The sequence below is a fragment of the Superficieibacter sp. genome (assembly GCF_032071645.1).
GTDB lineage: Bacteria > Pseudomonadota > Gammaproteobacteria > Enterobacterales > Enterobacteriaceae > Superficieibacter.
Window position 1 is genome coordinate 86,844 of the sequence record NZ_DAMAPU010000007.1, and the last position, 24,901, is coordinate 111,744.

Sequence of the window (24,901 nt, forward strand, 5' to 3'; positions counted from 1 at the left end):
TTCCTTATTTCAGCTTTTGCCGGGCGTCCTGCCATTGATAAGCGCTGGCATCCGGCACCAGCCGAAATTCAACGAGATGCCCGCGCGCCGTCAGCCAGTCAAAGGCGGCGATTTCCCCGGCGTTGACCGACTGGTTGGGTCCGATGGTGGTCGTACCCGCGCGGGCGCTCATCGGGCCGACGTTGATCTTGCCGTTGGCGTTTTGCAGACTGATGCCCGCTTCCTCAAGGCGTTGCAGGGTAATCGGCGATTTGCCAATCACGAAGTAGCGCTTGTCGCTGGCAATCACTTTCGGCAGCTTTTCAATCGCGGTAGCGGTATCGAACAGCCAGACTTTGGTATCCTGGACGGCACCTTTCATCACCGAGGAGAGCAGGGGATCGGCGGCAACGGCGTCGTCAATCGCCACAATGCCGTCGCAGGGTAGCTCCTTCGCCCAGCGAGTGATCAACTGGCCGTGGATCACCCGGTCATCGATGCGAACAAATGAAATACTCATAGCGTGCTCCTTAAAAGTCGTCCGTCTCGGGGAATACCGTCAGGACGGCCTGAATCAGCGTAGGGTGCGTCAGCTCGATAAGCTGCCGGGCGGCGGCGTTAACATCAGAGAAATCACCCACCTCGTCGGTTTGCAGCAGCATCGGAAAATTCACGCCAGCCACCACCGCCACCGGCGGGGCAGTGCGCGGTGAGAAGGCAAGCTGGCAGGCCAGGTTCCACGGCGTGCCGCTCTGCATATCGCACAGCACCAGCACGCCGTCCGCGCCGTCGCTGGCATCCGCCAGCGCGCGGCTAAAATCGGCCTTAAACCCGTCAATTCCGGCCTCTTCACTTAGCGTGACGGCCCGCACGTTGGGTAGCGTGCCGTACACCATCCGGCTACTTTCCAGCAGTGCCGTTGCCAGCGGCCCGTGGGTGGCAACAATAAAATGGATCATAATTTACCCCCTTACCCAGGCTTTGACCGTCGCCAGCGTCTGACCTTCGCCTGTGGGTGAAATGCGATACTCGCCGACGCTCGCCGGGACGATAAAGGTTTCGGCATAGCGCACGATAAAGGGTTCAAACGCCCCGGAAGGACTTTCCACCCGCGCTTCGTCGCCCTCGACCAGGTTCAGCACGTTGACGCCGCCGTGGGTATGGTGCGTCACCGGGGCGGTAAACCAGTGGCGGCGGGTTTCGATAAACTCGCGCTCGTGCAGCCCGGTGCGCTCCTCGCGCCAGCCGTCGCCTTCCGCCAGCGGTTCAATCCGGTTAACCAGGTTCTTCATCACCCAGTCGGTATCGCGCTGCCAGTCAATCACCTGTTCGCCGTGCGCAAGATGCACCGGGCGAGGCAGACCGTCCATTCCCAGGCGGCCCCAGTCCCACAGCTTGAAGGTAAAAATGTAGGGCGTGGCGCTGATCTCCAGCACCATCGTCCCCGCCCCGGAGCAGTGGACCGTGCCCGCCGGAATTAAAAAGTGATCGTGCTTACGCGCCGGGATCGCGTTAACGAAACGGGCATCATCAAAGGCTTTTTCTCCGCGCTGGGCGGCATGAAGATCGGCCAGCATCGCCTGCGGCTGCGTCCCGGTTTTGGTCCCCAGAAACACCGTCGCGCCGGGGATGGCATCGAGAATGTAATAACTCTCATCCTGGGTGTAGTGCATCCCGAACTGCTGCTGGATGTATTCCGTCAGCGGATGCACCTGAAAACTGAGATTTTGCCCGCCGACGGTATCGAGAAAATCAAAACGGATCGGAAACTCCGCGCCGAAACGGGCATGGACTTTTTCGCCCAGCAGGGCGCGTGGCTCCAGCAATACCAGATCCTGGGAGGGGATCTCGATCCGCACAGCGCCGAAACGCAGTAACAGGCTGTTTTCCTCGGGCACGCAATCAAAACACCATGCGTAATTCGGCGCTGAGGGATCGAGATCGAACTTTTCTTTCATCCACTGACCGCCCCACACGCCGGGATCGAAGAACGGCATCACCCGGAAGGGGCGCTGGGTGGTTTGCGCCAGACCGGCGCGCAGGGCATCGCCGCTGACCAGCGCGGGCGTGTCGCGGCGGGTGGTATCCAGCAGATAATCCATGCGTCTGAGCAGCGGGGTTTTATGCCGGTCAAAGACCCGCCATTCAACGAAGAACGCGCGTTTGTAGCGCCGGAGCATCTCTTCATCCGCGTTGTCCGCGCCCCAGTTGCCCAGCTCGCCGCTGCGCATCCGCTGCTGGATCTCCCAGCGTGGCAGGTCGGCGTAAATCAGCACATCGCCGGGATGCACCAGCGACGCGCCCGGCCCGTAGACGATCACCAGCCCGCACTGAACCTGCTCAACCTCAGCGCGCAGGACGCTTAAGCGGGCGCTGTCAAAAAACTCCGCAAGCTGGTGGCAGGAGAGCACGCCGAATACCCGGTCGTCGGTCAGGTTGCGGGCCAGCAGATCGTGCAGCGCCTGCCGATCCCGACGCGCCGTTTCCACGTTGATCGTCAGCACCGCGCCCAGATCCGCCAGCAATTGCGTTTCCAGATCGTGCAGCCGCACGCCGGGGTAGCAGTCCACGATCAGCACCGTCCGGGGACGGCGGGCGAGGCTCGCTTTTAGCGTGGCAACGATCGGTTCCCGACCCTGCCAGGCACAGTGGTCATAGCCGCTAACAGCGACTTCCGGGAATTTGTCATAACGCGTTTTACTCATGCTTTCTCTCCCCTGTCATTGTATTAAGATTAATCGATTAACCTTGCGTGGGAAGAGTGGTTAATGCGATTAACCCGTCATTTACCGCGAGTGGAGGCGATTCGTGAATGGATGTGTGAATCGAATCACAAAGAAACAGGCACAAAAAAGGTTATTCGATTAATCTTGTGCAGTAACAGGGGGAGACGATGACCACAATTACGCTGGCTGAAGTGGCAAAACGCGCCGGAGTATCCACGGCGACGGTATCAATGGTGTTACGCAACCGGGGGCGTATTTCCCCGGCGACGCGCGAACGGGTATTGCAGGCGCTGGATGAATCCGGCTACGTCTATAACCAGACGGCGGCGAATCTGCGCAACCGCAGCAGTAATCAGGTCGGCCTGCTGCTGCATGACATTACCAACCCGTTTTATGGCGAAATGACGGCCGGACTAAGCCATGAAATGGAACGGCATGAAATGCTGCTGTTTCTGGCGAACAGTGAAGAATCCTGCGAGCGGCAGCAAAAATTTGTTGATTCGTTAATGCGCAATAACGCCTGCGGAATGGTGCTCTGCGCGGCGCGCGAGACGCCGCCTGCGTTTTTCGAGGCGCTAAAGCGGCGCAATATTCCGGCCATTATGGTGGTGCGTCCCCCGGACGAGCCGGGGTTTGATTTCGTGGGGACGGATAACTTTCTCGGCACGCAGATGGCGACGGCGCACCTGTTGAAAATGGGGCACCGCGATATTGCGTTTATCGGCGGTAGTCAGCATTCCAGAACGCGTTCGCAGCGTATCGGCGGCTTTACCAGCAAACTGCTGGAAAACGGCATCGCGCCGAAGGCAGAGTGGCTGGTCACAGCCGAAGCCAGCCAGAGCGACGGGGCGCGGGCGGCGGAAGCCCTGTTCAGCCGTTACCCGCAGATCACGGCGGCGGTATGCTATCAGGATATTGTCGCGCTGGGCGTGATGCAGACGCTGCGCAAAATGGGCCGCGAGCCGGGGCGCGATTTTGCGCTGGTCGGTTTTGATGACATCAGCGAGGCCGCGCTGGTCCAGCCCGCCTTAACCACGGTTTCCGTCGCCGCCAAAGAGATTGGCCGCAAGGCCGGAGAACTGTTATTCAGCCGCATTCAGGGCAACGACGAACCGCCAAAGAGCATTATTTTGCCGCCCGCGCTGGTGGTACGTGAATCGTGCGGCTTTCGTTAATGCCAGGTTTTGATGCGCAATGACCTTCACCACGCCGACAACAAGCGAACGGCAGCACCCGCTACCGTTCGCCGCGTGGCTTAGGCTCTGACCGAGGCTTTTATGGTTGCCAGTTGTTCACTGGCGCTGTGAGCGGTAGGGGAAATTCGGTACTCCCCGATGCCCGCAGGAACGATGAACGTTTCAGCGTAGTGAACGATAAAGGGTTCGAATGCCCCCGTGGGGCTGTCCACTTTTGCCTCGCTGCCTTCGATCAAATTTAGCACGTTGACGCCGCCGCATGTGTCGTGCGTCACCGGCGCGGTAAACCAGTGACGGCGGGTTTCAATAAACTCGCGCTCATGCAGCCCGGTGCGTTCCTCGCGCCAGCCGTCGCCGTCTGCCAGCGGCTCAATGCGATTGACGAGGTTGTCCATCACCCATTGGGTATCGCGTTCCCAGTCGATCACCTGCGCCCCATGTTCCAGGTGTACCGGGCGCGGTAGGCCATCCAGTCCGAGTCGGCCCCAGTCCCACAGTTTGAAGGTGAAAATATAGGGCGTGGCGCTGATCTCCAGCACCACGGTGCCTGCGCCGGAGCAGTGCATGGTGCCAGCGGGGATCAGAAAGTGATCGTGTTTCGACGCGGCAATCCGGTTCACGAAGCGGGCATCGTCAAACGCTTTTTCGCCGCGCTGCGCCGCGTGCAGATCGCGTAGCAACGCCTGAGGATCGCTCTTCGTTCGTCTCCCCAGATACACCGTCGCGCCCGGCTCCGCGTCGAGGATGTAATAGCTTTCATCCTGGGTGTAATGCATTCCGAACTGCTGCTGGATGTATTCCGTCAGCGGATGGACCTGAAAGCTCAGATTCTGCCCGCCCATGGTGTCGAGAAAATCAAAGCGGATGGGAAACTCCGCGCCGAAGCGGGCATGAACTTTTTCACCCAGCAGCGGACGCGGGTACAGCAGGACCAGATCCTGCGCGGGAATTTCGAGGCGAGCATTGCCATAACGCAGCAGCAGGCTGTTTTCTTCCGGGACGCAATCAAACCCCCACGCGTAGTTTGGCGCGCCGGGATCGAGATCGAACTTTTCTTTCATCCACTGCCCGCCCCATACTCCAGGGTCAAAAAACGGCACCACGCGGAAAGGCTGCCGGGTGGCCTGCCGCAGCCCGGCGTGAAACGCCTCGCCGTCAATCATCACCGGTTCGTTTGCCACGGTGGTGTCCAGCAGATAATCCAGGCGCTTAAGCAGCGGCGTTTTATGCCGGTCAAACACGCGCCACTCGACGAAAAAGGCCCGTTTGTAGCGGCGAAGCATGTCTTCGTCCTGATTATCTGCGCCCCAGTTACCCATCTCGCCGCTGCGCATCCGCTGCTGGATTTCCCAGCGCGGCATATCGGCGTAGATCAGGATGTCTCCCGGATGCACCAGCGCCGCGCCCGGACCGTAGACGATGATTAATCCTTGCGGACAGGCCGCAATTTGCTGGCGAAGGGCAGCCAGTTTATCCGCAACGAAAAATTCGCTGAGCTGGTGGCAGGAGAGCACGCCGAACACGCGGTCGTCGGTGAGATTTCTCGCCAGCAAATGGTGGAGATCTTCGGCGTCGTGGCGGGCGGTTTCGGCGTTCAGCATGAGCGTTGCGTTCAGGGAGCTAACCAGCGCGGCGCGCATTTCATCGAGGCGCACGCCGGGGTAGCAGTCAATAACCAGCACGGTTTTCTGCCGACCCGCAAGCCGGGCGGTGAGCGCATCGGTCACCGCTGACCAGCCTTGCCATACGCTGTCGTCACAGTGCGGGACGACGATTTCCGGGAACTTATCATAGGCAATGTTAGTCATGACGGCCTCCGGCAACGCTTTCCACCGCCAGGGTGAGGTAATCTTTGGCGGCAATGACCACCTCGCCGGTTATCGGCTGGCGAGTGTCTTCCCGTAACGTCAGCGCAGAGAAGCGCAACGCCTGCGGCGATGCAAAGTCAGCGGTCTGTGGCTGATCGGTGGGATTAAACACCCTGATAATCAACTCGTGCGCATGGCTTCCCGGCTTACACATGCTCAACAGAATGTGGGGATTCGTCTGGCTTAGCCAGGCTGCGGCTGGCGCGATACCGGTATCAGGCAGCGGAATAGTGAAGCGCTCGAGGCGCTCTTCAAAGGTATTAAGCTGCTGAAGCTGATAGGTCATGTAGTGTTCGCGATAGTGATGGCTGGCCTGAAACAGTGCCGTATCGTCGGTCTGGCTGTTCATCATCAGCGCGTATTCAAAGACCATGCTCTGATGCATTTGCGCATCCGGCGTTTCGACGACCTTATTGTTGATGCCGGAGGCCCGGCCCGGTCGCCAGAGGGTGTCGTCTTTGCCGAGCAAACCGACGCTGCGGAATAACGTCAGCGCCAGCGTATTTTCCGCCACCAGCACTTCATACTCTTTAATCCCGCGCGTGATGACGCCGAAAACGTGCTGGTCATTGCGCACGACCACACTGTTTTCCAGGGTGTAAATGGGTACCGGTTTTTCGACGAAGCCCTGTTCGCGCCACGTCGCCACCCACGGGCTGACGCTATCCCGGCGCAGCAGGCTGTAGCCCTGATCGGCCCAGGAGTATTGCGGGTGGTCCACCGGCGTTTTAAGGTGGACGCGCAGACGGTGGTCGTCGGCCTGATTTTCCAGTTGATGCTGTACGCGCACATACTCTTCATGCTGGCGCAACTCCAGCGTGGTCTGGATGGTCATCGGCAGTGACGCCTCGCCCGCCAGCCGCTGTTGCATGTTTTGCGGCAGCGTGAGGGTGGCTTCCAGCGTCATTCGGCATACCTGCGGACTGACTTCGCAGGCGATCAGCGTGAAGTTCCGGGCCACGCGCGGCTGTTCGTGCTCAAGCGGCGCGAAGTCAAATTCATCGCCGTTATCGCCGCAGTCCACAAAGCTGAGGAAGTTATTAACGCACTGGCGGGTCTGAAGATTTTCCAGGGTTAATTCGCCGTTATGCAGGCTGATACGATAGCGATCGTTTTCGATGGACGGACGCTGGCACCGCGTCAGCACCGATCCCGATTCTTCTTCACCGACCACGAAGGTCTGATAGCCCAGGCCATTAATGCCCTCAGCCTTAAACAGAATTTCGCTGCGGTAGTAGTTATCAACGTTTTCCAGCTTCTCGCCTGCGGCCGTGACAATCACCCGTTGCCCGCCATCCAGCATCTGTTGATTAAGCAGGGTAAAGTCAACGCGGGTTTCTCCCCGATGCAGGGAGAGGTGTTTTCCTTGGCTGAACACTACGGCGCTGACCAGCCGGTTAAGCGGATTAAGGTCGCCATTAAACACCACCAGAATATTATTCTGCCCCATCTGACGGCCGATCCCGTGGCTGATTTTCTTTTTCAGCAGGTTAATCAGGCTGAGCGCGGAGCGTTCGACGCTGATTAACCGATGTTTGATATTGTGGTTTACCGGATCGGCGTTGGTGGCTTCAATGCCGTTATGTGCATGGGAAGAAAAGACTTTTTTCCACAGTTCCTCCATCAGCGGCTGCGGCCAGTGAATGCCAAGCTGGTTAGCTATCACGGTTAGCGGCTCAAGCTGGTCGAGCAGCAGGTGCTCGGTCTGCCAGGTCTGGCGCTTGATGTCATAGCGGGTGGAATGACAGGTGCGGTGAATACGTGATTTCTGGCAGGCAAACAGCTCGCCGTCGATCACGTTGTCAAAGGTCTGCGCTGACCACGTTTCCTGCATGTAATTTTCATAGCTGGACAGGGTGAAATGATAAGGCGTATCCCGTTGATTCAGCGCTTTTACGGTAGCCGGGAACTGCGCGTTGGGCAGCACCTGATCGCCGCCGCAGGGCAGCAGCAGATTATCGGTATGGCGGTTCATGTCGCTAAGCTGTTGCAGGATGGGGAACAGGCGATGCTGAAGATAATCCGCATCTGCCGAGAGGAATTTTCCCGGCCCGTAGCCGTAATACATATAGTTGGTGGCGACGGTTTTTTGGTTCGGCGCGCGCCAGAGGAAGTTCAGATCGCCACGGATTTGATCGGTATAGACGCCGCGCTGCAACACGCAGTAATCAATCCCGGCATCGGTAAAGATGGCGGGCAGGTAAGCGTGCTGACCGAAAATATCCGGCAGGTAGCCAACGTTCATACTGTGACCAAACTGCGCGGCGGTGCGGATGCCGTACTGTAAATTGCGGATCAGCGATTCGCTACGAATCAACAGGGAATCACACTGTGTATACCACGGACCGACATAAAGCCGCCGCTGGCGAACCAGTTCAGCAATGCGTGACGCATTCTCCGGGCGCACCTGCAAATAGTCGTCAAGCACCACCGCCAGGCCATCGAACGTATAGCTGGAAAAGTTTGCATCGCTTTCCAGCAGGTTCAGCAGATAATCCATATTCTCGACCAGCAGAATGTGGGAATCCTCACAGGTAAAATACCATTCTGCATCCCAGTGACAGTGTGGAACGACATAGACGTTTTTTGGCGTCATCTCCATTAATCTCCTGATCAATTCAGCGTCATTTTGCCGATTTTAATTAAGTAGTAACGAACCAGAACGTTGGCAAAGGCGATGAAAAGTATCCCGCTGCCCATGCCGCAAAGATAAGCCGGAAGGTTTTGTACCAGCGGCCAGCCCCAGATCGCGGGCAGGGGATACCACTGCACCGAGCCAAGCCCGATGGCGATCAGCGAGCCGATAATCGCGCCGGTGATGTTGATGGAAATGGTGATAATCGGATTCCTGAGCATGAAAGGGATCGCCCCTTCACCGATGGCTAAAAAGCCGAGGATCAGGGAGGTCATGCCGGTCACCCGCTGGTTTTCATCAAACACCCGCTGGCGGACGATAAAGCGATCGAGAAGTGTGGCAAGGCCAATCCCGATCGGCGGGATCACGATGCCCAGCACCCGCGACGTGAGCGGGAAGATGTGATCCGCCGCCAGGCCGATGGCGATAGCGCCCGCAGACTTATTTACCGGACCGCCCAAATCGAACGCGGTGAGCGCAGCGATAATGGTCGCCAGCATAATGGTGCTTGAGGTACCGTGATCGGTAATAAACTCTTGCAGGAAGCGGTTGATGCCGCCGAAAACCGGATCGACAAAGTAGAAGTTGATGAAAAAGATCGCCAGCACGGACAGGCCGGGAACAATAAGCATCGGCTTCATGGCCTGAAGGTTTTTATGCAGGCGAATATGGCGATTCAGGTAGTTGGCGATAAACCCTGCCAGCGCACCGAGGATCAGCGCGCCGAGGAAACCGGAAGGAATGCCGCCGCTGACCGACCAGAAGGTGTAATGCAGGCCACCGGCAAATGCGCCGCCGACAAATCCCGGCACCAGCCCCGGCCTGTCTGCAATGCTGTAAGCCATATAAGCAGCAAAAACCGGATACATAAACTTCATGATCATGCTGCCGTACAGGGTTAAAAAGTGACAAATGACCAGCAGCGTATTCTCATCGGTAGCCCAGGCACTGTTACCGATATCCGTAATGCCAAGCGTGCTTGCCAGCAGTTGCCCGATACCGATCATTAAGCCCGCGGCGACGATCACCGGGATCATGTAAGAGATGCCTGTGGAAATTCCCTGATAGAGCTGTCTGCCAAAGGAGAGCGATTGCGTGGCCGTCTGGCGATCGCCGTTTTCCGCTTCATCCACGATGCCATCCGGGCGCGTCAGCAGACGGTCAATCAGCCCGTCGGCGTCCTTCAACGGTTCAGACACTGAAGTGGTGATAAAGGGTTTACCGTTAAAGCGGGCTTTACCTTTTGGCGGTAGCTCGGCGGCAAAAATGACCCCTGCGGCCTGGCGAATTTGCGCCTCATTGACCGCATCCTCAATACCGCTGGCCCCTTGTTTCTCGCTGTAAACGCGAATACCGCGAGCCGCGCCCGCCTTTTCCAGCGCTTCCGCCGCCATATAAGTGTGAGCAATTCCCGCCGGGCAGGAGGTAATGACAATAAGGCTTTTACCGCTATCGTTGACCAGCGTTTTTTCTGCGGGAGCCTGGTGAGCATCCAGCAGCGCGAGAAATTCCGCAACGGTCGGCGCGGCTTTCAGCGCGGCAACGTTGTCTTCATCCATTAACGCCAGGCTTAACGTTGAAAGTAATCGCAGATGCCCGTCGTCGTCTCCAAAGGGCACCGCCAGCAAAAATACCAGCGAAACGCTGTCTTCACCGTCCATCGTTGGCCAGTCACTGACTGGCTGGCGTAACCGCGCGACGGCAAAAGCGGGCTGACTGACCACCGCCGATTTGCCGTGCGGGATGGCGATACCCTGCTCAAATCCGGTTTCTGAAAGATTTTCCCGCTCCCAGACGGCGCGCAGAAACGCGGCTTTATCGGAGACTTTCCCTTGTTCAAATAACAGGTTACAGAGATTTTCCAGAATGGTTTCGCGGCTGTTCCACGTCTGGTCCAGGAGAATGAGCTCCTGTGAAGTCACGTCACTTAAAAACATATATCCCCCAAAATGGTACGATTTCTTATGTCTTTGTTCGTTGTGCGGAGTAATCGATGACGCTTTTCGGTCAGGGTTAATGCGATTAATCCGCCATAGCGAATATTTTTTAAATTAATGGGCTGGTGGTGAAGCTTTTTGCCTGACCTCTTGTCATTCAGGCTTCATGCGCTATTGCATTAGCGAAGTTGATACGTTTATTCATTCAATTAATATATGAAACTTGCTATTTGCATGGTTGTCTCGTATGAGTTAATAAAAAGTGCGTTAATTTTTAGTAGCCGGGTTTGTGCTGTTTATATAAGCGTGTCGCCTCATTTTGTGTCAAGCGTATAGCGATACAACGAATGTATCATAAAATAGTGTCACTCCCGGAGGATGCAGGGTTAGCCTTGCCTGATAGTTAAACTCTGTTTTTCGTTAGTCCCGGTGAATAGTGGGTAAATATGAAGAATATAAAAGCAACGATCACCCTGGCTATTTCAGTCCTGTTTATTGTAGGGTGTCAGCAGAAAAAGATAAATAATTCTACAGCGTCTTTCATTGCTCATGGCGAAAATAAAGCGGACCTGACCATGCGACAAATAAACTGTTACGGCATTCCATTAAGAAAAGCGGTAATTTACGGTGACAGTATCTCCACCGGAACGCACGGCAAGGGCGGATACGAAGCTAAGCTAAAACAATCATTACAGCTGGCGCAAATTTATAATTATTCCATTGGCTCCAGTGGTCTCTCCACCAGTACACCTGATTCTATGGTCGCGCTGATTAAAAAAGATGACAAAATCCCCGCCGACGCCGATTTAGTGATTATCTGGCACGGCACGAATGACTGGTATTGGGGAACGCAGATTGGCCGGGAGGGTGATACGGCGTTAAATACTTTCTGGGGCGGGATTGACTACGTCGTCACCCGGCTACGTAAAAAACTCCCTGACGCACGCATTGTCTGGGGGACGCCGCTGTATCGCTGGCAGGCACCTCACTTAACGCAACGCAGCGGTGAGGCTTATGCATTGCCAAACGCCGTCGGCTATACGTTACTGGATTACGCCAACGCTCTGGAAGCCGCCAGTAAACGCTACGGGTTTAACCTCATCGACTTTGGGCGCTTAACGAATATCCATAAAGAAAACGAGAGTCGCTATCTGGAAGATCGCGTCCACCCGAATGCCGAAGGCTATGAGGTTATTCATCGGATTTTTTATCATGAGATCCAACAAATATGTGGGCTGTGAACGAGCGGCGTTTGCGCAAGGGCTATCCGTTATCGGACGTACTGAGCAGTCTGCATCCGATGCTGTCGATAAAATTTAAAAGCTGGATCTGCGTTTCTCTTTTATAAAGTGAAGACATATCGGTCACCGTATCCACGTGCCAGGCACGAGAGGCAATTTTTGACAGCGATGACATTTCGCGCGTGATCGCAATAATCTTTATTTTCTTGCGTTTTGCGTTGCGCGCCATATCCAGAATATCGGCAGTTTCGCCGGATTTACTCACCAGCAGAATAGTTCCCCGGGTAATTAACGCCAGTTGATGAATGTCGATCAATATCAGGTGCGGGATCCCGGCGATAGATAAAAACCGTGATAAATAATTCAGGCTGGTTAGCGTTGCCCCTCTGGCATATAAATAGATGTGTTGCCCGTTATTTAATTCCCGGCAGATATCAATCAGCTCGCGCTCATCGTTTGAGGGCGCAGGCTGGTTGTCCATAATCTGAGACGATGGCTCTGTTCCATATTTATAGCGCAATTCCGTATACCCGGAATAGCCCATTTTTTTACTGACGCGATTCACTGAGGTCGTAGTGGAAAAAGTATTATTGGCAATGGTTTTGGCGGAGAGCGTTGATAACCGATGAATATTACACAGGATATATTCATAAATAATACGTTCAGTCTTTGAAAAAGTATCCATTTCGATCGCCCTTCCTTTGCAGAATTGATTAGAAATACCGGTGTTTCTGGCGCGCTGTTTTCCAGCTGTTATCGCGCGACAGACCTGTAAACGCCGCGTAGTACACGACTTTTGCCTCCAGAATGCCATAGCGCAGGGGGGGAATCATCTTATCTTGCTACGATCATTAATGTGATTAACCCATCAGAATGCACAAATGCCGCGGCGAGCGGGTGGACGCAAAGACCCCGGCAGACCCGCTGCCGATCATGTCTTTTGCTGATATCTCTCTGCGGTTAACATAAATTTCTAATTATCGCGGTTTTTGGCTGGCAGCCTGCGCGCAGGCTGGGTAATCTGAAAACGTTTTGTAATCATTTTTTAACATAAGAGTAAGACTATGCATGATGCAAAAATCCGTGTCGCCATTGCTGGCGCGGGCGGTCGTATGGGACGTCAGCTTATTCAGGCTGCGCTGGCAATGGAAGGCGTTGAACTGGGCGCGGCGCTGGAGCGCGAAGGTTCCACGCTTATCGGCAGCGATGCGGGCGAACTGGCGGGCGCAGGTCAGTCAGGCGTGACCGTACAGAGCAGTTTAGAGGCGGTAAAAGAGGATTTCGACGTCTTTATCGACTTCACCCGCCCGGAAGGGACGCTGGCGCATCTGGCGTTTTGCCAGCAGCACGGCAAGGGAATGGTCATCGGCACCACTGGCTTTGACGACGCGGGCAAGCAGGCGATTCATGATGCCGCCGCGCAGGTGCCCATTGTCTTTGCGGCAAACTTTAGCGTTGGCGTTAACGTCATGCTGAAGCTGCTGGAGAAGGCGGCAAAAGTGATGGGCGATTATACCGACATCGAAATCATTGAAGCGCACCACCGCCACAAGGTTGACGCGCCATCCGGCACCGCGCTGGCGATGGGCGAGGCTATTGCTTCGGCGCTGGATAAAGATCTTAAAGCGTGCGCGGTCTACAGCAGGGAAGGGCACACCGGCGAGCGCGTACCCGGCACGATTGGTTTTGCCACCGTGCGTGCGGGTGACATCGTGGGCGAGCATACCGCGATGTTTGCCGACATCGGCGAGCGGGTGGAGATCAGCCACAAGGCCTCCAGCCGCATGACCTTTGCAAATGGCGCAGTTAAATCGGCTTTATGGCTGAAAGAGAAGAAAAACGGTCTTTTTGATATGCGTGATGTGCTCGGTTTGCACGATTTATAGTGATTTATTACCCATCGTGATGTGGTTGTGGTAATCATAATCTTTTGATTACACGGGACAATAATTTATTGTCCCTTTATTTTATGGGCTTTGATGGTTTTTTTTAACTTAACTGGTTTTATACTGTCTTATCCTCTTCTTTATTGTTATCAGAGTGTGTTTTTATAGCAAATTCTCTCTGTTAAAAGTATCTGATGTTTTTTACCTAACCAGGTGCGCTGCGCAAGCGTTTTCGTCTGTGGTTTATCCTTCTGTTTTATCACCCATCTTCGGATATCTTACCCTGTGGCGCAAAATGACAGAAAAAATCGCGTCATAAGTTGACTTTGAGGCGACTTGTCTTCAGAATGCCGCCGTTTGCCAGAAATCCACCGGTAAACGAAATTTGCATTGATTCAGGCCGTATTAATGAATTAATATGCAAATAAAGTGAGTGAATATTCTCTGGAGGGTGTTTTGATTAAGTCAGCGCTATTGGTTCTGGAAGACGGAACCCAGTTTCACGGTCGGGCCATCGGGGCAACGGGTTCGGCGGTTGGGGAAGTCGTTTTCAATACTTCAATGACCGGTTATCAAGAAATCCTCACTGATCCTTCCTACTCCCGCCAAATCGTCACTCTAACTTATCCCCATATTGGTAATGTCGGCACCAACGAAGCCGATGAAGAGTCTTCCCAGGTACATGCGCAGGGTCTGGTCATTCGCGACCTGCCGCTGATTGCCAGCAACTACCGCAGCACGGAAGACCTTTCTGCGTACCTCAAACGCCATAACATCGTCGCCATTGCCGATATCGACACCCGCAAGCTGACCCGCCTGCTGCGCGAGAAAGGCGCGCAGAACGGCTGCATCATCGCGGGCGATAGCCCGGACGCACAGCTGGCGCTGGAAAAAGCCAAAGCGTTTCCGGGACTGAACGGTATGGACCTGGCAAAAGAAGTGACGACGCCGGAGGCCTATAGCTGGAATCAGGGAAGCTGGACGCTGGCGGACGAACTGCCGGAAGCCAAAAAAGACGACGAGCTGCCGTTCCACGTGGTGGCCTACGACTACGGCGCTAAGCGCAACATCCTGCGGATGCTGGTGGACAGAGGCTGCCGCCTGACCGTCGTTCCGGCAAAAACGCCTGCCGAAGACGTGCTGAAAATGAACCCGGACGGCGTGTTCCTCTCCAACGGTCCCGGCGACCCGGCACCCTGTGATTACGCAATTACCGCGATTCAGAAATTCCTCGAAACCGATGTTCCGGTCTTTGGCATCTGCCTCGGCCATCAGCTTCTGGCGCTGGCGAGCGGCGCGAAAACCGTGAAGATGAAGTTCGGTCACCACGGCGGCAACCATCCGGTGAAAGATATCGACAACAATACCGTGATGATCACCGCGCAAAACCACGGCTTTGCGGTCGACGAAGCGACGATGCCTGCCAACCTGCGCGTAACGCATAAATCGCTGTTCGACGGCACGTTGCAAGGTATTCACCGCACCGATAAACCGGCGTTCAGTTTCCAGGGACACCCGGAAGCCAGCCCCGGCCCGCACGATGCCGCGCCGCTGTTTGACCACTTTATTGACCTTATTAAGCAGTACCGTCAGTCCGCTAAATAATCAGGAGCCGAGAAGACCATGCCAAAACGTACAGATATAAAAAGCATCCTGATCCTCGGCGCTGGCCCGATTGTTATCGGCCAGGCCTGCGAATTCGACTACTCCGGTGCCCAGGCGTGTAAAGCGCTGCGTGAAGAGGGCTACCGCGTCATTCTGGTGAACTCCAACCCGGCGACCATCATGACCGACCCGGAAATGGCGGACGCCACCTATATTGAGCCGATCCACTGGGAAGTGGTGCGTAAAATCATCGAAAAAGAGCGCCCGGACGCGGTGCTGCCAACCATGGGCGGACAGACCGCACTGAACTGCGCGCTGGAGCTGGAGCGCCAGGGCGTGCTGGCAGAATTCGGCGTCACCATGATTGGTGCCACCGCCGACGCGATTGATAAAGCCGAAGACCGCCGCCGTTTTGACGTGGCGATGAAGAAAATCGGCCTTGATACCGCGCGTTCCGGCATTGCGCATAATATGGAAGAGGCGCTGGCGGTTGCCGCCGACGTGGGCTATCCGTGCATCATCCGCCCGTCCTTTACGATGGGCGGCACCGGCGGCGGCATTGCTTACAACCGCGAAGAGTTTGAAGAGATTTGTACCCGCGGTCTGGATCTCTCTCCGACCAACGAGCTGCTGATTGATGAATCACTGATCGGCTGGAAAGAGTACGAGATGGAAGTGGTGCGCGATAAAAACGACAACTGCATCATTGTCTGCTCTATCGAAAACGTCGACGCAATGGGCATCCACACCGGTGACTCCATCACCGTGGCCCCGGCGCAGACCCTGACCGACAAAGAGTATCAAATCATGCGTAACGCTTCGATGGCGGTACTGCGTGAAATCGGCGTTGAAACCGGCGGGTCGAACGTCCAGTTCTCGGTAAACCCGAAAAACGGTCGCCTGATTGTTATTGAAATGAACCCGCGCGTTTCCCGTTCTTCGGCGCTGGCTTCAAAAGCGACCGGTTTCCCGATTGCCAAAGTGGCGGCGAAACTGGCGGTAGGTTATACCCTCGACGAACTGATGAACGATATTACCGGCGGGCGGACTCCGGCCTCGTTTGAACCGTCCATCGATTACGTGGTGACCAAAATCCCGCGCTTCAACTTCGAAAAATTTGTGGGGGCGAATGACCGCCTGACGACCCAGATGAAATCGGTCGGGGAAGTGATGGCGATTGGTCGCACCCAGCAGGAGTCGCTGCAAAAAGCGCTGCGCGGGCTGGAAGTGGGCGCAACCGGCTTCGACCCGAAAGTGAGCCTTGACGACCCGGAAGCGCTGACCAAAATCCGCCGCGAGCTGAAAGACGCGGGCGCGGAGCGGATCTGGTACATCGCCGACGCGTTCCGTGCCGGGCTGTCGGTGGATGGCGTCTTTAACCTGACCAACATTGACCGCTGGTTCCTGGTGCAAATCGAAGAACTGGTGCGGCTGGAAGAGAAGGTAACGGAAGTGGGGATTAACGGTCTCAACGCCGAATTCCTGCGCCAGTTAAAACGTAAAGGCTTTGCCGATGCCCGTCTGGCGACGCTGGCAGGCGTGCGCGAAGCGGAAGTACGCAAGCTGCGCGAACAGTTTGACCTGCACCCGGTTTACAAGCGCGTGGATACCTGCGCGGCGGAATTTGCCACCGACACCGCCTACATGTACTCGACGTATGAAGAAGAGTGCGAGGCAAACCCAACGCAGGATCGTGACAAAATCATGGTCCTCGGCGGCGGCCCGAATCGTATCGGCCAGGGCATTGAGTTTGACTACTGCTGCGTCCACGCCTCGCTGGCGCTGCGCGAAGACGGTTACGAGACCATCATGGTCAACTGCAACCCGGAAACCGTCTCTACCGATTACGACACCTCCGACCGTCTCTACTTCGAGCCGGTGACGCTGGAAGACGTGCTGGAAATCGTCCGTATCGAGAAGCCGAAAGGGGTGATCGTTCAGTACGGCGGCCAGACGCCGCTGAAACTGGCGCGCGCGCTGGAAGCGGCGGGCGTGCCGGTGATTGGCACCAGCCCGGATGCTATCGACCGCGCGGAAGACCGCGAACGCTTCCAGCAGGCAGTCGATCGCCTGAAGCTGAAACAGCCTGCCAACGCCACCGTCTCCGCTATCGAGCAGGCGGTAGAGAAAGCAAAAGAAATCGGCTACCCGCTGGTGGTGCGCCCGTCTTACGTCCTGGGCGGACGGGCGATGGAAATCGTCTATGACGAAGCTGACCTGCGCCGCTACTTCCTGACCGCCGTCAGCGTCTCTAACGACGCGCCGGTGCTGCTGGACCGTTTCCTTGACGATGCGGTGGAAGTGGACGTGGACGCCATCTGCGATGGCGAAATGGTGCTGATTGGCGGCATCATGGAGCATATCGAACAGGCGGGCGTACATTCCGGCGATTCCGCCTGTTCGCTGCCAGCCTATACCTTAAGCCAGGAGATTCAGGATGTGATGCGCCAGCAGGTGCAGAAGCTGGCTTTTGAGTTACAGGTGCGCGGCCTGATGAACGTGCAGTTTGCTGTGAAAGACAACGAAGTTTACCTGATTGAGGTCAACCCGCGTGCGGCGCGTACCGTGCCGTTCGTCTCCAAAGCGACCGGCGTACCGCTGGCGAAAGTGGCGGCGCGGGTGATGGCAGGCAAAACGCTGGCCCAGCAGGGCGTCACCAAAGAAATCATCCCACCGTACTACTCGGTGAAAGAGGTGGTACTGCCGTTCAACAAGTTCCCCGGCGTTGACCCGCTGTTAGGGCCAGAAATGCGCTCTACCGGTGAAGTGATGGGCGTGGGCCGCACCTTCGCTGAAGCCTTTGCCAAAGCGCAACTGGGCAGCAACTCGACGATGAAGAAGAAAGGGCGTGCGCTGCTTTCAGTACGCGAAGGCGACAAAGAGCGGGTAGTGGATCTGGCGGCGAAGCTGCTTAAGCAGGGCTTCGAGCTGGATGCGACCCACGGCACGGCGGTGGTGCTCGGTGAAGCTGGCATTAACCCGCGGCTGGTAAACAAGGTGCATGAAGGGCGTCCGCACATTCAGGACCGGATCAAGAATGGCGAATACACCTACATCATCAATACCACCGCAGGCCGCCAGGCGATTGAGGATTCTAAACTGATCCGCCGCAGCGCCCTGCAATACAAAGTGCATTACGACACGACTCTGAACGGCGGCTTTGCCACAGCCATGGCGCTGAATGCGGATGCCACCGAGAAGGTGACGTCAGTGCAGGAGATGCATGCGCAAATCCAGAAGTAAGGATTAATGCGTTAAAACAGGCCAGCATAAGCTGGCCTGTTTTATCTCCGGGAAGCGCTGTTTTGTGACTTTTGCCCCCCATTTTTAGGAGGGGGATTTTAAAATTTCTAACGTCTTTTTCACAACTCCATTAGCATCGTTAGCCTTAAAGGTGTTTTAGCCTTGTTAAAGTTAACGGAGAAACTTGTGATTAAAAGAATATTACTGCTGGGTGCCTGCGTCAGCCTGACCGCCTGTTTTGGCGACAGCAAAGAATTCATCATCGACAACCCCACCGCAAAACCCCTGGCTATTTCCATTGATAACGAAAAAATAACCATTCCGGCGCAGGAAACGCAAAACATCAAGCTTGATGCGGGTCTGCATACTCTGTCGCTGGAGAATGGCGAGAATATCAAGTTTAACGTCTTCGACGCCTGGCCCCGTTCCGGCGTCAGCGGTTTAATTAACCCGACCCGCACCCGTTATATTCAGGTGGTGCAAAAATATGTTGCGGCAGGGGTTCAGCCCGCCAATGAAAACAGCGACGTGCACACCATCCGCATTAACGGTGAGGTCGTTACCGGGCCGTTCCAGGATCTGGGCAGCGAACTGTTTATTGATAAATTCAGCTACGACTGGGAGCTTGGCCCGACCGAGGCGCTGCCGGAGTCGATGTCCTCAACGTCGAAAGACAATTACAAAACCAAACTCTTCCGGGTCGATGATTTCCTCCAGTATTACGCCAACGAATTTACGCCTTCTGTGGATTACAGCCAGCTGACGCGGATCACCGAGTCGCGCTATCAGCCGCCGGAAATTACCTATAACTTCTCCTCCCCGGAATTGAAGCAGAATCTGGCGGAGGCGACAAAAATCTACACCGCGTTTATTCATGCCGATTCGGCGAGCAAACAAAAAGATCTGCTCGACGAATTCGAAAAACAAAATCGCGAAAAATGGCGTAATCCCAAAACCGGTGGTCAGGAAACCTCACATTATTATGAAATCATGAGTACCCTTAACCACACGATGATGAGCTCTGTTCTTGAGCTGAAAGAGTAATATCTCTCCCGAACGGGCCTCTGGCGTTGTTGAGGCCCGCCTTCAGAACGTTCTGGTTTTCCATCCACATTCAGTGAATTAGCCTAAACTGATCCTGTTAATAATGAAAACCAACTGAAAGCAAGGGAGTACACCATGCGCAATAAATTACTTATGTCCTCGATTTTTGCTGCCGCAGCGCTGTTCACCGTGGCCGGTTGTTCATCCAACCAGGCAGTGAAAACCACCGATGGTAAAACGATTGTGACCGACGGCAAGCCGGAAGTGGACAGCGATACCGGTCTGGTGTCGTATGAAAATGCGGAAACCGGTAAAACCGAGCAGATTAACCGCGATCAGGTTAAAGGCATGAACGAGCTGGATAACTAATTCAGCGCCCTGCGCCCACGCCCGTGGGCGCAGGTTGTTTTATGATCCTCTCTGCATGTTGCATCTTTAACGCGGTCTGGGTTTGTCCCTGACATGAATCCCCGGAACGCCGTGCAGAACCCCGCAAAACAGAAATTTTTCTCATTCTTTACTCTACCGCCAGTCGACGAAAGATTAGGCTTTACGTATAGTGGCGGCAATTTTTGTATCCGGGATAACTTCTAATGATCAGTCTGATTGCGGCGTTAGCGGTAGATCGCGTCATCGGCATGGAAAATGCGATGCCGTGGGATCTACCAGCAGATCTCGCCTGGTTTAAACGTACGACCTTAAATAAACCTGTGGTGATGGGCCGCCTGACCTGGGAGTCCATTGGACGCCCGCTGCCAGGCCGTAAAAATATTGTTATCAGCAGCCAGCCCGGCACAGATGACCGGGTACTGTGGGTGAAATCCGTGGATGAGGCCATTGCCGCCTGCGGCGATGCCGAAGAGATTATGGTGATCGGCGGTGGGCGCGTTTACGAGCAGTTCCTGCCGAAAGCGCAGAAGCTGTACCTGACGCATATTGATGCCGAAGTGGAAGGTGATACCCATTTCCCGGACTACGAGCCGGACGAGTGGGAATCGGTCTTCAGCGAATTCCACGACGCCGACGCGCAAAACTCCCACAGCTACTGCTTTGAGATCCTCGAACGGCGATAAGCCCGTGTTCCCGGCGGCGGATGTTCGCCGGGAGAATGAATAATTGTTAACAGTGATGCTTCGGTACGTGCGCCATATTCGCCGGTTTTCAGCTACGACGCCGCCGCTTCGCCTTCGCCCAAATCCATCTGCCGGTTCGACGGCTGCACAAAATACTGCTTATCTTCCCAGCGCAGGCAGGTTAAATCTCCGCCCCAGCAGCAGCCGGTATCCAGCGCGTAAATGCCTTCAGGCGTTCCTTTGCCTTCCAGCGAGGCCCAGTGCCCGAAAACAATGCTGTACGCTTCGCTGACCGGCCCCGGAATCGCAAACCACGGCTTCAGCGGGGCAGGGGCATTTTCCGGCGATTCTTTGGCGTACATATCCAGTTGCCCGTTCGGGAAGCAGTAGCGCATACGGGTAAAGGCGTTAGTGATAAAGCGCAGTCGCGCCAGCCCGGTCAGTTCTGTTGACCAGTTGTTTGGCATATCGCCGTACATGGCGTCGAGGAAAAAGGGATAGGAGTCGCTGGCGAGCACCGCTTCGACGTCGCGCGCGCAGGTGATGGCGGTCGGCAGATCCCATTGTGGGGTGATCCCGGCGTGGGCCATGACCAGTTTTTTCTCTTCATCAACCTGTAACAGCGGCTGACGACGCAGCCAGTTCAGCAATTCGTCGGCATCCGGTGCTTCCAGCAGCGGCGTGACGCGATCTTTCGGTTTATTACGACTGATGCCCGCAAACACCGCCAGCAGGTGGAGATCGTGGTTGCCGAGGACAATGCGCACGCTGTCGCCAAGTGATTTCACGTAGCGGAGCACTTCCAGCGAGCCGGGGCCGCGCGCGACCAGGTCACCGGTTAACCATAACGTATCCTGCTCAGGGGTAAACGCCACCTGGTCTAACAACGCGATCAGTTCATCGTAGCAACCGTGAATGTCGCCAATCAGATATGTAGACATATTTTTAATGGATTAGAGTTGAAACTGCCAGACGGAAAACGGGGATGTCGATGGTGAAAGGCTTACCTTCTTCATCGATCATGTCATAGTGGCCCTGCATCGTGCCGAGCGGCGTTTCAAGAACGGCACCGCTGGTGTACTGATATTCACCGCCAGGGGCGATGTGGGGCTGAACGCCGACCACTCCTTCACCCTGTACTTCGGTTTCACGGCCGTTCGCATTGGTAATCAGCCAGTAGCGTCCCAGAAGTTGAACCGGATATCGCCCCAGATTGCGAATCGTGACCGTGTAGGCAAAAACGTAACGCTCATCTTCTACGGAAGACTGCGCCTCAATATAGACGCTCTGCACCTGTACGCAAATTCGGGGCGAATCGATCATCGGTTAACTCTCCTTCGGGGGCGCTTGATCTGCCAGATAGTTGGCGAGCTGGCAGTATTGTGCGACCGAAATATTTTCTGCGCGCATGGCCGGGTCAACACCCAGTTCGTTCAGCACGTCAACGCTGAAGACGTTGCCAAGGCTGTTGCGAATCGTTTTACGGCGCTGGTTGAAGGCTTCCGTCGTAATACGGCTCAGTACGCGAATATCTTTTACCGGATGCGGCATGACCACATGCGGCACCAGGCGCACCACGGCGGAATCTACTTTCGGTGCTGGCGTAAACGCCGTCGGCGGCACTTCAAGCACCGGGATCACCTGGCAGTAATATTGCGCCATGACGCTTAAACGACCATACGCTTTACTGTTCGGCCCTGCAACCAGTCGATTAACCACCTCTTTTTGCAGCATGAAGTGCATATCAGCAATGGCGTTAGTATAGGTAAAAAGGTGGAACATCAGCGGTGTGGAGATGTTGTACGGCAGGTTGCCGAATACGCGCAGCGGCTGCCCCATTTTTTCAGACAGCTCGCCGAAGTTCATGGTCATCGCATCCTGCTGATAGATAGTCAGCTTAGGGCCGAGAAACGGGTGCGTTTGCAGGCGCGCGGCCAGATCGCGGTCCAGTTCGATAACCGTCAGTTGATCCAGACGTTCACCCACCGGCTCGGTCAGCGCCGCCAGGCCCGGACCGATTTCGACCATCGCCTGGCCCTTTTGCGGATTGATGGCCGAGACAATGCTGTCGATCACAAACTGATCGTTGAGGAAGTTCTGCCCGAAGCGTTTACGGGCTAAGTGGCCCTGATGGACTCGATTATTCATTTAGTATTAACAATCATTTTGATGGCGAGATTAAGCGCCGTAATAAAACTGCCGACGTCCGCTTTTCCCTGGCCCGCCAGTTCAAGCGCGGTGCCGTGGTCAACGGAGGTACGAATAAAGGGTAAACCGAGGGTGATGTTCACGCCACGGCCAAAGCCCTGGTATTTTAGCACGGGGAGCCCCTGATCGTGGTACATCGCCAGCACGGCGTCTGCATGATCGAGGTATTTCGGCTGGAAAAGCGTGTCGGCGGGCAGGGGGCCGGTCAAATTCATGCCCTGCGCGCGCATCTCGTTCAGTACCGGGATCAGCACGTCGATCTCTTCGGTTCCCATATGCCCGCCTTCGCCCGCGTGGGGATTCAGGCCGCAAACCAGCACATGCGGTTGAGCGATGCCGAATTTGCGCTGTAAATCATCATGCAGAATGGTGATGACCTCGCGCAGCAGCGCCGGGGTGATGGCGTCCGCAATGGCGCGCAGCGGCAGGTGAGTTGTTGCCAGCGCGACGCGCAGCTCTTCGGTCGCCAGCATCATCACCACTTTCGATGCGTGGGAGCGCTGTTCTAAAAACTCGGTGTGGCCGGTAAACGGCAGGCCCGCATCGTTGATCACGCCTTTATGCACCGGGCCGGTGATCAGCGCGGCGAATTCACCGTTCAGACAGCCGTCGCAGGCGCGTGTCAGCGTCTCTACCACGTAATGCCCATTCTCCACGCTAAGCTGCCCGGCGACCGTCGGCGTGCGCAGGGAAACGGGTAGTAGCGTCAGCGTTCCCGCGCGCTGCGGTTGGGCAGGCTGCGAGGGAGACCAGGGGAGCAGAGAAAGCGGAAGACCGAGCATCGCTGCCCGGTCTGTGAGAAGTGTGGCATCTGCGCAAACCACCAGTTCAACCGGCCAGTCGCGCTGGGCAAGCTGAACAACGAGATCAGGACCAATCCCGGCAGGTTCGCCGGGAGTGATAATTACGCGGTGGAGAGAAGCCATTAGTTGCTCAGGATTTTTACATAAGCCGATGCACGCTGTTCCTGCATCCAGGTCGCTGATTCTTCAGAGAGCTTGCGGTTCATCAACATACGGTAGGCTTTGTCTTTCTGGGCCGCATCGGTTTTATCAACCTGGCGGGTATCCAGCAGTTCGATCAGGTGCCAGCCAAAGGAAGAGTGGACCGGTCCGCTGGTCTGGCCTTTGCTGAGTTTCATCAGCGCATCGCGGAACGCCGGATCGTACATGTTAGGCGTTGCCCAACCCAGATCGCCGCCCTGGTTAGCCGAGCCGGGATCCTGCGAGAACTCTTTCGCCGCGTTAGCAAAGGTGGTTTTTCCGCTCTTAATATCAGCCGCGATTTCTTCCAGCTTCACGCGGGCCTGCTCGTCGGTCATGATCGGCGACGGTTTCAGCAGAATGTGACGGGCATGGGCTTCGGTCACGGAGATATTCTGGCTCTGGCCGCGCATGTCGTTCACTTTCAGAATATGGAAGCCAACGCCGGAACGGATGGGGCCAATGATGTCACCTTTTTTCGCGGTGACTAACGCCTGCGCGAACAGTGAAGGCAGCTCCTGGATACGGCCCCAGCCCATTTGACCACCCTGTAACGCCTGCTGATCGGCAGAGTAGGTGATCGCCAGTTTGCCAAAGTCGCCGCCGTTACGCGCCTGCTCAACAATAGAATTGGCCTGGTCCTGCGCTTCTTTTACCTGGTCGGAAGACGGATTTTCCGGCAGCGGCAGCAGAATGTGGCTCAGGTTGATCTCGGTACTGGCATCGTTCTGGTTGCCAATCTGCTTCGCCAGGGTGTCCACTTCCTGCGGCAGAACGGTGACGCGACGACGCACTTCGCTGTTACGCACTTCAGAAATGGTCATTTCTTTACGGATCTGGCTACGGTAAGTGTTGTAGTCCAGACCGTCATACGCCAGACGGCTGCGCATTTGATCGAGCGTCATGTTGTTCTGTTTGGCGATGTTGGCGATAGCCTCGTCGAGCTGTTCGTCAGAGATTTTCACCCCCATCTTCTGGCCCATTTGCAGGACGATCTGGTCCATGATCAAACGTTCAAGGATTTGATGACGCAGCGTTTCATCATCGGGAAGCTGCTGTCCGGCCTGACCCGCATTTAATTTTACCGATTGCATCAGGCCATCGACGTCGCTTTCAAGCACGACGCCGTTGTTGACGACGGCGGCGACCTTATCGACAACCTGTGGGGCGGCGAAACCTGAATTCACCACCATTGCGAGGGCGAAAGCAGGAAGCAGCGTTTTCCAGTTCTTCATACATTTTCCATTTCAATTAACCGCAATGCGGATTACGTTTTC

The 24,901-nt window shown here is 55.7% G+C and carries 20 protein-coding genes; 8 read left to right on the top strand and 12 right to left on the bottom strand.

Annotation, left to right across the window (positions count from 1 at the left end; all coding sequences use genetic code 11):
• Positions 1 to 4: 4 nt before the first annotated feature.
• From RT197_RS14515 to RT197_RS14525, 3 genes are read right to left on the bottom strand one after another with little or no spacing between them, the layout of a single operon-like run.
• A complete protein-coding gene (locus RT197_RS14515) occupies positions 5 to 499 on the bottom strand; it encodes a PTS sugar transporter subunit IIB (protein WP_312951766.1) in 495 nt (164 codons plus the stop codon).
• A 10-nt stretch (positions 500 to 509) separates the two neighbouring features.
• A complete protein-coding gene (locus RT197_RS14520) occupies positions 510 to 938 on the bottom strand; it encodes a PTS fructose transporter subunit IIA (protein ID WP_312951768.1) in 429 nt (142 codons plus the stop codon).
• 3 nt (positions 939 to 941) lie between these two features.
• Entirely contained in the window at positions 942 to 2,684 is a 1,743-nt protein-coding gene (locus RT197_RS14525; protein ID WP_312951770.1) for a class I mannose-6-phosphate isomerase, read from the bottom strand.
• 188 nt (positions 2,685 to 2,872) lie between these two features.
• Here RT197_RS14525 and RT197_RS14530 point away from each other — a divergent pair, with 188 nt between their 5' ends.
• Positions 2,873 to 3,880, top strand: coding sequence for a LacI family DNA-binding transcriptional regulator (locus RT197_RS14530; RefSeq protein WP_312951771.1), 1,008 nt, complete (start codon positions 2,873 to 2,875; stop codon positions 3,878 to 3,880).
• Between the two features lie 80 nt (positions 3,881 to 3,960).
• On the opposite strand, the gene RT197_RS14535 is transcribed toward RT197_RS14530, so the two are convergent.
• From RT197_RS14535 to RT197_RS14545, 3 genes are read right to left on the bottom strand one after another with little or no spacing between them, the layout of a single operon-like run.
• Entirely contained in the window at positions 3,961 to 5,709 is a 1,749-nt protein-coding gene (locus RT197_RS14535; protein WP_312951772.1) for a class I mannose-6-phosphate isomerase, read from the bottom strand.
• Entirely contained in the window at positions 5,702 to 8,365 is a 2,664-nt protein-coding gene (locus RT197_RS14540) for a glycoside hydrolase family 38 C-terminal domain-containing protein (RefSeq protein WP_312951773.1), read from the bottom strand. The genes RT197_RS14535 and RT197_RS14540 overlap by 8 nt, the downstream gene beginning before the upstream one ends.
• Positions 8,366 to 8,382: 17 nt before the next feature.
• Positions 8,383 to 10,341, bottom strand: a complete 1,959-nt coding sequence (locus RT197_RS14545) for a fructose-specific PTS transporter subunit EIIC (protein WP_312951775.1) — start codon at positions 10,339 to 10,341, stop codon at positions 8,383 to 8,385.
• Between the two features lie 446 nt (positions 10,342 to 10,787).
• On the opposite strand from RT197_RS14545, the gene RT197_RS14550 reads away from it, so the two are divergent.
• On the top strand, positions 10,788 to 11,582 hold the full coding sequence (locus RT197_RS14550; protein WP_312951777.1) for an SGNH/GDSL hydrolase family protein: 795 nt from the start codon (positions 10,788 to 10,790) through the stop codon (positions 11,580 to 11,582).
• Between the two features lie 22 nt (positions 11,583 to 11,604).
• On the opposite strand, the gene RT197_RS14555 is transcribed toward RT197_RS14550, so the two are convergent.
• A complete protein-coding gene (locus RT197_RS14555) occupies positions 11,605 to 12,267 on the bottom strand; it encodes an SIS domain-containing protein (protein ID WP_312951779.1) in 663 nt (220 codons plus the stop codon).
• Positions 12,268 to 12,646: 379 nt separating this feature from the next.
• Here RT197_RS14555 and dapB point away from each other — a divergent pair, with 379 nt between their 5' ends.
• The 6 genes from dapB to folA all read left to right on the top strand — a co-directional run bounded on the left by dapB (position 12,647) and on the right by folA (position 20,433).
• Positions 12,647 to 13,468: a 4-hydroxy-tetrahydrodipicolinate reductase gene (dapB, locus tag RT197_RS14560; protein ID WP_312951781.1), complete on the top strand. Its 822-nt coding sequence runs from the start codon at positions 12,647 to 12,649 to the stop codon at positions 13,466 to 13,468.
• Between the two features lie 456 nt (positions 13,469 to 13,924).
• Positions 13,925 to 15,073, top strand: coding sequence for a glutamine-hydrolyzing carbamoyl-phosphate synthase small subunit (gene carA / locus RT197_RS14565; protein ID WP_312951783.1), 1,149 nt, complete (start codon positions 13,925 to 13,927; stop codon positions 15,071 to 15,073).
• A gap of 18 nt (positions 15,074 to 15,091) precedes the next feature.
• Positions 15,092 to 18,316: a carbamoyl-phosphate synthase large subunit gene (gene carB, locus RT197_RS14570; protein ID WP_312951784.1), complete on the top strand. Its 3,225-nt coding sequence runs from the start codon at positions 15,092 to 15,094 to the stop codon at positions 18,314 to 18,316.
• Between the two features lie 186 nt (positions 18,317 to 18,502).
• The gene (locus RT197_RS14575) at positions 18,503 to 19,360 is read left to right on the top strand and encodes a hypothetical protein (protein WP_312951785.1); all 858 of its coding nucleotides are present in this window, start codon (positions 18,503 to 18,505) and stop codon (positions 19,358 to 19,360) included.
• Positions 19,361 to 19,495: 135 nt separating this feature from the next.
• On the top strand, positions 19,496 to 19,729 hold the full coding sequence (locus tag RT197_RS14580) for a YgdI/YgdR family lipoprotein (protein WP_312951786.1): 234 nt from the start codon (positions 19,496 to 19,498) through the stop codon (positions 19,727 to 19,729).
• Between the two features lie 224 nt (positions 19,730 to 19,953).
• The gene (gene folA / locus RT197_RS14585; RefSeq protein ID WP_312951788.1) at positions 19,954 to 20,433 is read left to right on the top strand and encodes a type 3 dihydrofolate reductase; all 480 of its coding nucleotides are present in this window, start codon (positions 19,954 to 19,956) and stop codon (positions 20,431 to 20,433) included.
• A gap of 92 nt (positions 20,434 to 20,525) precedes the next feature.
• On the opposite strand, the gene apaH is transcribed toward folA, so the two are convergent.
• The 5 genes from apaH to surA are packed head-to-tail and all read right to left on the bottom strand — an operon-like array spanning position 20,526 to position 24,859.
• Positions 20,526 to 21,374 (bottom strand): bis(5'-nucleosyl)-tetraphosphatase (symmetrical) ApaH, encoded by an 849-nt coding sequence (apaH, locus tag RT197_RS14590; RefSeq protein ID WP_312951790.1) that lies wholly within the window; start codon positions 21,372 to 21,374, stop codon positions 20,526 to 20,528.
• Positions 21,375 to 21,378: 4 nt separating this feature from the next.
• Positions 21,379 to 21,756, bottom strand: coding sequence for a Co2+/Mg2+ efflux protein ApaG (gene apaG / locus RT197_RS14595; protein WP_312951792.1), 378 nt, complete (start codon positions 21,754 to 21,756; stop codon positions 21,379 to 21,381).
• A 3-nt stretch (positions 21,757 to 21,759) separates the two neighbouring features.
• On the bottom strand, positions 21,760 to 22,581 hold the full coding sequence (gene rsmA / locus RT197_RS14600) for a 16S rRNA (adenine(1518)-N(6)/adenine(1519)-N(6))-dimethyltransferase RsmA (RefSeq protein ID WP_312951794.1): 822 nt from the start codon (positions 22,579 to 22,581) through the stop codon (positions 21,760 to 21,762).
• The gene (gene pdxA / locus RT197_RS14605) at positions 22,578 to 23,567 is read right to left on the bottom strand and encodes a 4-hydroxythreonine-4-phosphate dehydrogenase PdxA (RefSeq protein ID WP_312951795.1); all 990 of its coding nucleotides are present in this window, start codon (positions 23,565 to 23,567) and stop codon (positions 22,578 to 22,580) included. The genes rsmA and pdxA overlap by 4 nt, the downstream gene beginning before the upstream one ends.
• On the bottom strand, positions 23,567 to 24,859 hold the full coding sequence (gene surA, locus RT197_RS14610) for a peptidylprolyl isomerase SurA (RefSeq protein WP_312951796.1): 1,293 nt from the start codon (positions 24,857 to 24,859) through the stop codon (positions 23,567 to 23,569). The genes pdxA and surA overlap by 1 nt, the downstream gene beginning before the upstream one ends.
• Positions 24,860 to 24,901: the final 42 nt, after the last annotated feature.